General features: G+C 28.6%; 9 protein-coding genes. All 9 read left to right on the plus strand.

All coding sequences use genetic code 11. The features are described 5' to 3' along the window. Positions 1-443: 443 nt before the first annotated feature. Positions 444-1817, plus strand: coding sequence for a hypothetical protein (locus tag Q8L85_01835; protein ID MDP1723426.1), 1374 nt, complete (start codon positions 444-446; stop codon positions 1815-1817). A 164-nt stretch (positions 1818-1981) separates the two neighbouring features. Beyond that, positions 1982-3262: a hypothetical protein gene (locus tag Q8L85_01840; protein ID MDP1723427.1), complete on the plus strand. Its 1281-nt coding sequence runs from the start codon at positions 1982-1984 to the stop codon at positions 3260-3262. 229 nt (positions 3263-3491) lie between these two features. Next, positions 3492-4889 carry an acyltransferase gene (locus tag Q8L85_01845; GenBank protein ID MDP1723428.1) on the plus strand — a complete coding sequence of 466 codons (1398 nt, stop codon included), beginning with the start codon at positions 3492-3494 and terminating at the stop codon, positions 4887-4889. A 215-nt stretch (positions 4890-5104) separates the two neighbouring features. Then, entirely contained in the window at positions 5105-5428 is a 324-nt protein-coding gene (locus tag Q8L85_01850) for a hypothetical protein (protein MDP1723429.1), read from the plus strand. Positions 5429-6012: 584 nt separating this feature from the next. Beyond that, positions 6013-7176 (plus strand): glycosyltransferase family 4 protein, encoded by a 1164-nt coding sequence (locus tag Q8L85_01855; protein ID MDP1723430.1) that lies wholly within the window; start codon positions 6013-6015, stop codon positions 7174-7176. 6 nt (positions 7177-7182) lie between these two features. Further along, entirely contained in the window at positions 7183-9033 is a 1851-nt protein-coding gene (asnB, locus tag Q8L85_01860; GenBank protein MDP1723431.1) for an asparagine synthase (glutamine-hydrolyzing), read from the plus strand. A 336-nt stretch (positions 9034-9369) separates the two neighbouring features. Beyond that, a complete protein-coding gene (locus Q8L85_01865) occupies positions 9370-10476 on the plus strand; it encodes a hypothetical protein (protein MDP1723432.1) in 1107 nt (368 codons plus the stop codon). Then, positions 10473-11717 carry a hypothetical protein gene (locus Q8L85_01870; protein MDP1723433.1) on the plus strand — a complete coding sequence of 415 codons (1245 nt, stop codon included), beginning with the start codon at positions 10473-10475 and terminating at the stop codon, positions 11715-11717. The genes Q8L85_01865 and Q8L85_01870 overlap by 4 nt, the downstream gene beginning before the upstream one ends. Then, complete coding sequence (locus tag Q8L85_01875) at positions 11717-13552, plus strand: glucosamine 6-phosphate synthetase (protein MDP1723434.1); 1836 nt, start codon at positions 11717-11719, stop codon at positions 13550-13552. The genes Q8L85_01870 and Q8L85_01875 overlap by 1 nt, the downstream gene beginning before the upstream one ends. Positions 13553-13554: the final 2 nt, after the last annotated feature.

A 13554-nucleotide genomic window follows, 5' to 3' on the forward strand; every position in this document is an offset into this window, starting at 1 on the left:
GTGTTTTGTTTTTGTTTGTTAATCGTTACGTAAACGTTTTATAAATAATTGTATGCTGCGTTTTGATATGTAATTTTTCCTATTTAACAGATGCGACAGAACCTTATTCGATTCTCATTTTATTAAGATTTTAAATGTGTGCTATAATTAATAATTTTTAGCACACACACAAAGCCATGAGGGTTGCCTGGTGTAGTTCATTGGACGAAAAAAACTTTTTATATGGAGGATTGTAAACTTTTCTGGGTATATAAATCATCTTTTTCTTAATGTGATGATACTGATATGATTATTAATCATATAGATTTAATAATAAGTTAAAATAGCAATGCAGAACGACAGCACGATTGTATTGTCTTGCAATATATGTAAATTGTCTATACAATTAACTATATACATTAAAAATAATTTTAAATATGACGTTACGATAAAGGAGATCTTATATGTTTATAAAGAAAAAAGCTCTAGGTTTTATAGGTGCAATTTTTGCATTGACATTTTCTTGCGCGGAAGCAGAGCATCCAATTGAAAAAACTATGTTCTTTGAAGAAAAAAATGGTGATTTTGTTCAGTTCTTCAAAATAGAAAATGAATATAATGATAACTATGTAGGGTTTTCAGATTTATATACTCGTACATTAGGTCATGGCAAACATCCTGTTTTTCATCCATACAATCCTGATAGCAGTCAATGGTTAACGCTTGCAAATATCAATGTAATACCTGGAACAGATTTATTTCATAATATTGTTGAACAAAATCCTAATCTTCTGCAATTAATGTATAAAGTAAGTGGTAAAAATCCAAATTTTTATCAAGATGCTGGAAATATTGAAGAATTTAAAATTAAAATTGTTATTCAGGAGATAACGCCTCGAGATATGCCGTATGAAAGTGCTGCAAATCCATTAGCTTTTCGCCCTCAATATTATACTGTTCCACATGCACAGGCTAATGCAAGAAATGCCGAAGACGCAATTGGTCAAAATATGCGCGTTGCATTTTTGCCTATTGATGGCCTTCCTTTAACTTTGATTAACCAATTTCCGCGTGGAGAAATTCAAGCAACAGCAACAACACCATTTCAATCATTTCTTCCTTTGATAACGTATCAATCTAAAGAAACATTTCAAACAAATGTATCGGTGCATCCACAAGACCCAGCTAGAAAGGCTGCGGATGGCGTAACGCCTGCACCTTTTTTAAACAATGTTCTTTCAGGGCCAGTTCCTGCTGTTGGGCCTGATTTTTTACAACGCAATATTGATGGTGAGATAAAGCCACGTGCGATATGGAGTGTTTTGTATCAAATATCTGAACCTAAATTTAGCAATCCATTGGCAACGTTGCATATATTTGTGCCGCCTGCTTCAGCACAACGTATAAAAGATGTAAGCGCTGATGAAGGCATCAATACATTTGAAGATTGGGTTTATCAAACAGGCTTAATTGATTTGTTTGTTAATCAAGAAGCACAATACGAGCAATTAAATATTTTACCGATAGATTTTGATGCAATTACATATCGTCGTCTAAATCTTGATTTAGATCGTCATGCTGAGACTATTAACAAGCGCTCGGAAGAAGAAAAAACGGCTTTTGCTATACAACATTATTTAAATGATGGCAAAAGAGAAGGAAGAAAATATGTAGAGGGGCTACCTGCTGACTTTGATCCTCTTGTATATCGTCGTCTAAATCGTGATTTAGATCCTTATGCTGAGACTATTAACAAGCGCTCGGAAGAAGAAAAAACGGCTTTTGCTATACAACATTACTTAAGTTGTGGAAAAAAAGAAAATAGAAAATACAAATAAAAAAACCACAAAAACAATAAAAAGAGTATTATTTCTATTTAATTTTTTTAAATTTCAAAGTAAAATAATATTTATTTTATGAAATACCATGGCAACAATGTTGTTTTATTTTTAAATAATTTATAATACAATATTATATTGTTAATTAATTTAGGATTATTATTATGTATAAAACGTCATTAATCTTTATCTGTATGCTTTTAAGCTTTTCACTCAATGCTGCAAATTTCGTGATGAATTCATTTGATGAGCCTAGGCAGGTTCTATTTGGACCTCAAGGCCAACAATTTCATGTTTTTGAAGTTGTTGGAGATGGTGATTGTGGTTTTCATATTCTAGGCACCCGTGAAGAGATTTATAACTATGTTATGAATAATGCTGAGGATAACACTATACTTACTATTTTAACGCCAGAAGCAAAAGATTGGTATGCACATAAAGCATACACTGATCCTTCAAAAGTGGAGATAGATACAGCTTTAAATGAAACAAATATTTTAACGCCTGAACAATTGATAGATTTTATGTTTAATCGTTATTTCGTTGCTTATCCAACAGAGATTATTCCTAGTGATAAATATTTAGCATGTCTTGAAGAATCAAGTTATGAAATAAGCACACCAACGGGATTAATCGATGTTGTAGCAAGATTGAAGCAATTGAATATTAACGTTTGGCGTGAATCAGATATAGGGCTTATTCCTATGCGTCAAATATTGATTGATCCCGATTTAAGAACTATCGATTTATTTTTTAGTGGCGGGCATTTTAAGCGACTTGTGACTCAAGATTTTTATGGAAATACGATTCACGATAGACAGAATTTAAAAGAAGCTTTAGAGACTGAAGAAAGATGGTATGAGCTTTATCTTCAAAATGAAGTGAAAAGCTTTTCTGAGCAGGCAGAAATTATAAAATTAATTGAAATTGAAGATGATTTATATAATAAAATTCTTATTAGCCAAACAAAACAAATGGAAGGATTACCAGTAGATTTTGATCCTCTTTCATATATTCAATTGTATAAAGATTTACAATTGGAGACAGAAAAAATTACCTCAAATGAGAAAAAAATAGAATGGGCTAAAAATCATTATTTAAATAATGGAAAAAAAGAGGGAAGGAAATATATTGAGGGACTACCAGCCGATTTTAATCCTCTTTCATATATTCAATTGTATAAAGATTTACAATTGGCGACGGAAAAAATTACCTCAAATGAGCAAAAAATAGAATGGGCCAAAAAACATTATTTAAATAATGGAAAAAAAGAGGGAAGGAAATATATAGAGGGACTACCAGCCGATTTTTACCCCCTAGTATATCTTCGCATGTATCCAGATTTACAAAGAGCTATCGAAAATATGACCTCAGATGAGCAAAAAATAGAATGGGCTAAAAATCATTATTTAATAAATGGAAAAAAAGAAGGAAGAAAATATTAAATTATCTATAGAAAATACAAGCTCAATTATTTTTTATAGTTATAACGAAAAACTACGGGGCTTGCCCGGGGGGAGTTTCACAAAAAGAAACTATTTGAAAAAGAAATAAAAGAGTGCTAAAAGAAATTAAGAATAGATTTTTACGTATCTTATTGTATAAAAATTTTAAACATATTTAATATGATATGTAAAAATTAATCTAATTAAAATCATTCAAAGTATAAATAAAATGAATAAAAACAATACAAAAATAGATCAACTAACCTCATTAAGGTTTTTTGCCGCTTTCATGATCGTTATTCATCATTCAAACGGCTTGTTTGGTATACATTATTCAGGTATCAATTTAGGTCAAGGTGTTTCATTTTTCTTTGTATTATCTGGATTTATTTTAACTTATGTTTATCCAAATTTAAATACTTGGACAGAAATAAAACAATTTTTGAAAGCACGTATCGCAAGAATTGTTCCTGCTTATATTGCTAGTTTTTTAATCGCTATTGCCCTTATTTCTTTTCCTTGGGATATCAAAACAGCGATAGCACATCTTTTAATGATTCAATCATGGATACCTTCATCAAATTATTATTTTTCTTATAATGCTGTAGCCTGGAGCGTCTCAACCGAGTTTTTTTTCTACCTTGCCTTCCCCCTTTTACTCTATAAATGGAACAACACTTGGTTTATAAAACTTATTATTTCTGGCATTGTTCTTATTATTTTAGTGCTTATATCAAACGCGTGCCAATTATCAGTTTATGAAAAACCTGGAAACGATCTCACAGTAACTGAACATGGTCTTATATATATTAATCCCCTTTCAAGAATATTTGAATTCATTATTGGTATGTCTATTGCATTTTTATATAAAAAAAGAACAATAAAAAAAAATTATATTCCTTTTTTAGCAACTATATGTGAAATAAGTTCGATCATCCTTTGTGCTGTTTTTATGTATAACACAAATTATATTGTAAATTGGAGTAGGGCACTAAAATTAGGACCAGCTTTAGATCAATGGATCGTTCACTGTGGATCTGTTTTTGTTTTTGGTTTATTAATTTATCTTATTGCGCAAGGTCGTGGAAAAGTTTCAAAGATATTATGTAATCCATTTTTTGTACTTCTCGGAGAAATAAGTTTTTCAATGTATCTAACACATCAAACTTTATTAACCATTTATAGAGGTAAAATTTCTTATTTTGCAGATTTTCCAAACCCTATTACATTTAGTATTTTTATATCTATTTTATTATCACTATCATTTTTAATATGGGCTTGTATTGAAATGCCAGGAAGACGATATATTCTTGGATATAAAAAAGTTACCCCGTCTATCATTATAAAAAATGCTTGGAACAACAATATAATACCAAGCCGTAACTTTTTATTCACAGGATTTGTTGTCATCTGTAGTGTAGGATTATTGGAATCTAAAATAGGTATAAGTGATTCTATTGGTAAAAAAGAAGACATTTTACCACCAAATTTTAATCCTCTTACATATATAGATCTGAACCCAGATTTAGAAAAAGCGACTGAAAAAATGACAACAATTATGGAAAAAACAGATTGGGCTAAAAATCATTATCTATTAAATGGAAAAAAAGAGGGAAGAAAATATTAGATCTACGAATCTAATTTTTGAGGTATCTTATAAAATGATTCGAACTAATATAAAATATATATTTTTGCAAAAAAATACAAAAAACATTTGAAAAAATGGAGCAAGGATGATAAAAGTATATTGAGCCTATGTTTATTTTATGCGATAAAGCGTAAAATTTTTAAATGTCCTTTTAAGATAAAGCCTAACAATACGCTAATGAAAGTTAAAGTCAAATGAATAGTGTTAATACAAAGAAATCTTCGTCAAATAATTTTATACAAAATAAAAAACTTTTACTTATAGGGCTTGCTATAATCTGTAGCATAATTCTTGTTGTTGTTTACAATATGGAATCATTGGAGCCTGAAATAAATACAAATAATATTGTTACGCAAACAAAAGATGGTCTGCCTACAGATTTTGATCCTAATAACTATCTTAAATTAAATCCAGATTTAGAAAAAGCTGCTGAAAAATTACCTTCAGACGAGGCAAAGATAGCATTTGCTAAAAATCACTATTTAACAAATGGTAAATCTGAAAAAAGAAAATATTAGATATAATTTTACTGAAACTTCATGGGGCTTGCCCCGTGGAGTTTCACTGATGTTAGTGTAGGATTTTATGTACAAGACCATCTATTATTGTTATACATTATCATGCACTTGCATATATAACATTAAATGAATTATACTCTACGTCTTTTTTAGATACAAATTACATTAAAAGTATGTCGTCTGATAATTCAAAAATTGTATATATTGTATATATAGATGGATATCTTGATAATCAATTAGGTGCTCAAACTTTAAAAAAATCAACTTTTGAAATTGTTGAAAAATTACTTCTTAAGCTAACTACGTTGCGAAATTAAGATTCCTATTGAGCAAAAATTTCTAATTATTATTTTTAATAATTGTTTATCTTCGCATAATAAGGTAAACACATTTGTGATTTAAATAGGAGTCTGATAAATTATAGTGTAAAACACATCATCTAAAGGTTCTTTTTTTTTAAAAAGTATATTATAGTCGTAGCGAATTAAAATGAAAGAAAGATATTTTTTTTTGAGGCTTTCAAAATTGCATAATATGCCTTTTGACAAAGTTTTTACTTTACAGCAAACGTATTATAGAAAAATATGAAAATATTAATAACTGCAGGCATTGATATAAATCAAAACAACGCATGTTCAATTAATTTTTTAAGAACAGCAAATTCTTTTTCTTATGTGTCAAATGATGAGATCATTATTTTTACGGCTGAAAAAAACTCAAAACTATTTTCAATATTAGAAAAAGATAATATTATTAAAAAAAGTGGTTATTTTAATAAAAAACTTCCAAATTCAATAAATTTTCTTATTAATATCCCAAAAATTTTAAATATTGCCAGAAAAGAACATGTTGATGTTGTTTATATACGATATAATTTGATGAGTTTTATTTTAGTATTTTTTTTAAGATTTTTTTCAAATACTTTTGTTGTAACAGAACATCACGGATGGGTTGAAGACGAATTAAAATCAAATAAAAAAAATAAATTTATTTCATTCTTGTTTAAAAAACTTCAAATATTAGATGTTAAAATGGCTCATTTAACACGAGTTGTCGTGGATGGCATAAAAGAAAAATTTGTTAATAATGGGGTAAGACAAGAAAAAATCGTTGTTTTTCAAAATGGTACTGATGTTGCATCTTTTGAAGATAAAAAGAATTTTAAAAAATTAAAATCAGATTATTTTAAAATAGGATTTATAGGAAATTTAGCTGCGTGGCAAGGTGTACATATTGCGTTAATGGCAATGCCTATCATTCTTAATTATAGGAAAGATATAAAATTAATAATTGTTGGAGATGGTCCTGAAAAGAAAAATCTTGAATTACTGTCTAATTCCTTAAATTTAAAAAACAATGTTGATTTTTGCGGGGAAGTTTCCTTTGAAAATGTTCCCTTAATGTTGTCTGATTTTGATATTGCGATTGCCCCATTTACCTCTGAAAGAAATAAAAATATTGGATTAAGCCCTATTAAAATTCGGGATTATGCGGCATCAGGGCTTGCGATTATCTCTTCTGATATTAAAGGAATTTCTGATTATGATTGGCTTATTAAAGTGCAACCCGATGATCCTGAAGCCTTGGCAAAAAATATTTTACATTTGGTTGAAAATGAACCCCTTAGAAAGAGTCTTCAAGAAAAATCAAAAAATTATGCTTTTGAGCATTTTGATGTAAAAATAATAGGCGCAGCTATTATGGCTGAAATTACAAAAATAAAAAACAAACAATTAAGTGGCAAATAATATAAAATGTGTGGTATTTGGTTTTCATTTTCACGCGAAATATCATCAAATGTAATTGATATTATTAAACATCGTGGTCCTGATGGTTCTGATTTTTTAAAATTTGAAACTTCTTTTGGCCCCATTTTTATGGGTCATAGACGTCTTGCAATTGTTGATGTTTCATCAGCGGGTCATCAACCTATGGAAGATAAAATTCATGCGTTGTGGATTACGTATAATGGAGAGATTTACAATTATAAAGATTTACGCCAAGAACTTGAAGGATTTGGACATCAATTTAAAACCAACACAGACACAGAGGTTGTTTTAAAGTCTTATGTTCAGTGGGGCGAAGAATGTCTTCATAAATTTTCTGGGATGTTTTCTTTTGTAATTTATGATAAAAAATCAGATCATATTTTTGTAGCAAGAGATCCATTTGGTATAAAGCCTTTGTATTACTATCAAAAAGGAAAATTTTTAGCTTTTGCATCTGAGATAAAACAATTTACGTGTTTAGAAGATTTTGAACGGCGTATTCATAAAAAACGCGCTTATGATTTTTTAAAAAATGGTATTTTTGATCATCGCGACGACACTCTTTTTGATGAAGTGAAGCAAATAAGGGGAGGGGAGTGTGCGTTTATTTCTTTAAAGGATTTTAAAAAGACACACTCTTTTAAGATAAAAAAATGGTATGTTTTACCACATCCTGATTCAATTCAAATAACACTCAAAGACGCAATTGATCAATTTAGAGAAAAATTCAAAAAATCTGTTCAGACACATCTTATGTCTGAGGTGCCAATAGGTTTTTGTCTTTCAGGTGGGTTGGATAGTTCGTCAATTGTAGGAATGGCTGATTATTTAAAAAATACAAAAGAACTTGTTACGATTAGTGCATGTTATAATGATAAATTTTTTGATGAAAGAGAATTTATTAAAGCTGTTGTTGATAAAACAAATTGTACTTCTCATTTTATTTTTCCAAAAGAAGAAGATCTTTTGACTGATATCAAAAAAATAACATGGCATCAAGATGAACCATTTGGAAGCATGAGTATTTTTGCTCAATGGTCAGTTTTTAAAGAGGCGCATCAACATGGTTTAAAAGTAATGCTGGACGGGCAGGGTGCTGATGAACAACTTGCAGGTTATCTGTTTATGATGCCGCATTATATGAAGTGGCTTTTAGCGCGTCATCAATATATTGATTTTGCAAGTTTTGCTCTTAATTTTTCAATGAGCGAGCCTGCTTTTGTTTTAAGGTCACTAAAAAGACTATTTAACAAAAAAAATAAATCAAAAGAATTAATAATAAATAACAACTATTTTTTAGAAAATGAAAAAAATTATTCAACAGAAAAAAATGCATTAGACTATTTAAATCTATCAACTTCTTCTGATATTGGTAATTTATGTTCCGCCTATGTTCAGTCTATTCATTTACCAATGCTACTACATTATGAAGATAGAAATTCCATGGCACATTCGATAGAAGCACGTGTTCCATTTTTGGATCCAAAACTTGTTGAACTTTCTATTGGTCTTGGTAATTCCTATAAATATAAAAATGGGTATACAAAAGTACTTATAAGAGAAGCAATGAAGGACATTTTGCCTTCTAAAGTTTATAAAAGAAAAAGCAAATTAGGGTTCTCAGTTCCTGAAACAAAGTGGATTAGGGGTGATTTAAATCATTATATTAGAAACTCAATTAGTAAGGTATATAACAAGTTTCCAGAATTTTTTGACAAAAGCTCATTAATGTATTATTTAGAAGGGAGCTTAAGTGGATCTCAGCATTTTGATTTCACTTTGTGGCGTATAGCGAGTTTTGGAGAATGGTCTGATATGTTTGATGTTAAATTATAAATGACATATATTTATTTAATAATAAAAATTTTAAATATTTTTTTAATTGCGCCTGCAAGCATATATACCTTTTTGTGCTCTACTGAAATTCAAAGTAGATATAAGATTGTATATTCTTATATTTTTTCTTTTTGTTTAATTCCATGGCTTTATATATTCTTGTTAAGAGTTTTACCGCATCAAGATTCTGGTTTATATATATTATTAACGATTATCCCTTTTATCTTTTTGTTGATTTTGAAAGCTAAATTCTTTAGGTTGTTTTTGAATGAATTCTATTCACTAAAATCAATTACAAAAAAAATAAATAAATTTTCTTTTTTTTGTTTTCTTTTTATGATTTTTTTCATTATTTTATGGTTTTTACAAAAACCATTGCTGGGAAATGATCCATTGCAATATTTTTATCTTTCAAATCTTATAGACAATTTGAAGGAAACTTCTTTTTATCCATCAACAAGTGCTGTTAATGAAAGAGGATTTGTTGTGCCATGGTCTCATCCTTTAGGATATCCAGGTCTTCTTGCCTGGGGTAGGCTTGGTTTATCAGAAGATATTGGTCTTTTCTTTGCAAAAATATGTTCATTTTCAATGATATTTTTTCTTGCTTTAGCACTTATTATTACTCTTTATAAAGAAACAAAGCGTTTTAATTTTTGGGCTTCTTTGTTGTTATTAACGACACCTTTATGTTTAAATGGCGCACTTGAATGCCATATTGATTCAAGTCGAATGCTTCTTTTTTTTGCTTCTTTTTTGATTGTCTATGAATATCTTAAAAATGTTTCAGAAAAAATTACTCCTCAGAAAGATATAATTTATTTTTTAATTTTAGGCGCTTCATTTGGATTTTCTTGGTTTTATCATTCATCTGGCATATTAACATATGTTATATGTATGGGGGTGTTTGCAATCGTTTTTCTTTTAAATCAAAGGAAAGAAATGTCGTTTTATGTAATGTTAAAAAAGTATATTCCTTTGATTTTTTTGACGACTTTGACAATGTTTTTAATTGTTTGTGTTGATTTATATAATTCATTTAAGGTTCATGGGAAAATTCTAGCAGATCTAGAAAATATAAAAATAATTAATTTTATGTCAGATGAATATAAAATGTATTTTGACTTAAGTAGAGGAATAAAAACATTATATGAAAAATTTGTATTTGGTATTTTTAAAATATTTACAGAAATAAGTGTATTTGGAATTGTTTATTTTTTGTTTGTTATATCTTTATTGTTGTCTATAAAAAAAATAAAAACTAATAATATTGTAAATATATATAATTTTTCAATATTTTTTGTTTTTATATTTTATTTGTTTGTTGTTGTTGCAACAATTTCTGGCGTAGGTACATTTGCATTTAATCCAAGATATTTGCTTCAAATTCATCCTATTGTTTGTCTTGCCGTGGCGTTTCAAATGAAAAGGATATTAAAATGACACGTTTCTTAAAAAGATCTTTAGTCTTCTTGTTAATTTCTTATGGAGTTCTTTATTATATATTACAAATTAATTTTTTTTCATTTAATTTGTTTTATTTTGATGATTCTAAAAAAAAGGATCAAAATTATTTTTTTAAATTATTTTCATTTTTAAGCGAAAATAATTTAAAAAAAGCTTTCGTATTGCGTGATGGAGAATTTCTAACATATTCTGATTTAAAAATACATTACCTTTTTGATGATAAAACGGTTGATTTGGTCAAAGATGAAAGTAAAATTTACGATTTTGACTGTATTATAAGCAATAATTATAGTGATCCTATAATTTACAATTCATATTTAAAAGATGTCTTAAATAAATATGAAAAAAGCACATTAGTTTTTGATGATCTTGGGTATAAGGTTTTTGGTTTAAACAAAAATAGCCATCAAGTTAATACAGAAAAATTTAAATTCAATGTATCTCAAACAGATTGTTTAAATCAACACTATTTATATCTAACACACCAAAATGAATATCCATCGTTTTTAGTCAAACCAGATGTAAAATATAATGAATTTCCAATTTTAGAAGATGGAAGTTACGATTGTATATGCGACATGGAAATAATGGCTGAGGAGGATTCTATGGTTTTATTTTCAATTATTAATTATGAATCTTTTAAAAATGAATTTATTCTTAAGGATACTTTCTATTTAAAAAAAGGAAAAAATAATATTTCAACGCGTTTTTTGAGTACAAATCAACCTTTTAGATGTTTGTTTTCATCTAAAAAAAGATCTATCATTGTTAGTGATTTTAAAATTAAATTTTTCAAACAAGAGAATAAAACCTTTAATTTGAAGCAACTTTATCCAAAAACATATTCCATGGCTGTTGATAATAATATTATTAATTTTAATTCAATGTTCTTTATAGAAAACAAAGAAGATAAAGAAAAATTAATAAAACTAAATCTTTCTGGAGATGGCGAGTTGTTTTTAACAAAACTAAAATTAAATGTCTTTAATAAGAAATTGTTAAAATTAAATTTTTTTAACGCTTTTTTTATAAAAATTTTATCTTTAATTGAGGGAGATAATTCTGTTGTAGCAATTGGTCAAAAATCAAAAACAATAGAAAAAAACATCCCTCCAAACTCGATTCTTTTTTTACAATTTAAAAAGAATCATATGAACGAAAATGCAAATTTTGTTATACAAGATATCAAAATTATAAATGGAAGAGAGAACGACTAATGTGCGGAATATTTGGATTTTATGTTGATGAAAAATTTACAGGATCTTGGAAAGATCTTTTAAATGATCTTGCAAAACTTTCTCATTCACGTGGAAAAGAAGCAAGTGGCATTGCAATTAGACATCAAGGAAAAATTAATGTATTAAGACACAAAGATTCAAGTATTGATTTAATTAAGGATGATGACTTTAAGTCTATTTTAAAAGAAATTGATATTACAAAAGGAAATCTCTTAGTGTTGGGTCATGCCCGTCTTTGTACAAATGGTGATCGTTCAAATATATTTAACAATCAACCGGTTTTGGATAAAGATATTGTTACTGTTCATAATGGTATTATTTGTAATTACGAAGATATATGGAAAAACTATCTGAATTCCTCATCTAAATCTGATCTTGATACCGCAATTATACCACCATTTCTAGACGAAAGCCTTAAAACGCTTTCTATAGAGGAATCCCTACAGAAATTTTATGACGTAATAGAAGGTGATGCGTCCCTTGCTTGTTTATTTGCGCGTCAAAATGTATGTACGTTAACAACTAATACCGGATCTCTTTATTATGTTGAAGATTCAAATGGATCAATTGTTTTTGCTTCACAAAAAACTTTTATAAATACAATTTCTAAGAAATATTTTAACAATATCACAACACATCAACTTAAACCTGGCGATATAAAAAAAATAGAATTACCATCTTCTATTAAAACTGTTTTTCAAGATTATAATAAAGTTGCAAAAAGTTCTGTTGAACTCAAAAGATGTACTAAATGTATTTTGCCAGAGACTTTTCCTGGTATTGCCTTTGATGAAAAAGGCGTTTGTAATATTTGCAATGAGTATAAATCTTTCAAGCCTTATGGTCGTTATGCTTTAGAAGAATTATGTGACAAAAATCGTAAGAAAGATGGATCTGCAGATTGTGTTTTGGCCTTTAGTGGTGGCAGAGATAGTTCTTATGCGTTGCATTATTTAAAATGTGAGCTTGGCATGAATCCTATTACCGTCACCTATGATTGGGGCGTTGTAACAGATTTAGCGCGCCGAAATATAGCGCGTATGTGCGGTAAGTTAGGTGTTGAAAATATTCTTGTATCTGCGGATATAGATAAAAAAAGAACGAACGTTCGACTTAATTTAAATGCGTGGTTTAAAAATCCAGATTTAGGTATGGTTGGGTTGTTAATGGCAGGGGATAAGCAATTTTTTTATTATCCTCAAAAAGTTAAAAAAGAGCTTGATATAGGATTATTGTTTTTAGCGTCTCATAGAATGGAGCAAAGTAACTTTAAATCTGGATTTTGTGGTGTACATGAAAGAAATTCATGGTATTTTGATGTAAAAATTACACAAAAACTTAGAATGATTTGGTATTTTTTATCAAATTTTATAAAAACACCATCATATATTAACAGATCGTTGTTGGATACTGCTTATTCGTTCTATTGTTCATATATGATGAAACATGATCTTACTGTTTTTTATGATTATATACCATGGGATGAAGATGTTATTAATTCAACATTAAAAGAGCATTATAATTGGGAAACGGCAGCTTCAACTACAACCACTTGGCGTATAGGTGATGGAACAGCTTCTTTTTACAATTATATTTATTCGACAATTGCTGGCTTTACAGAGCATGATACATTTAGAAGCACGCAGATAAGAGAGAACATGATTACGCGTGATGAAGCATTAGCAATGGTAAAAAGAGACAATGTTATGCGTATTGAGGCCATGGAAGATTATTCGAAAATGATAGGATTTGATTTGAATAAAGCAATCAATGTCATTAATGAAGCGCCTAAATTGTACTCAAATAAAAGATAGAG

Source organism: Alphaproteobacteria bacterium (genome assembly GCA_030680745.1).
Classification (GTDB): domain Bacteria; phylum Pseudomonadota; class Alphaproteobacteria; order JAUXUR01; family JAUXUR01; genus JAUXUR01.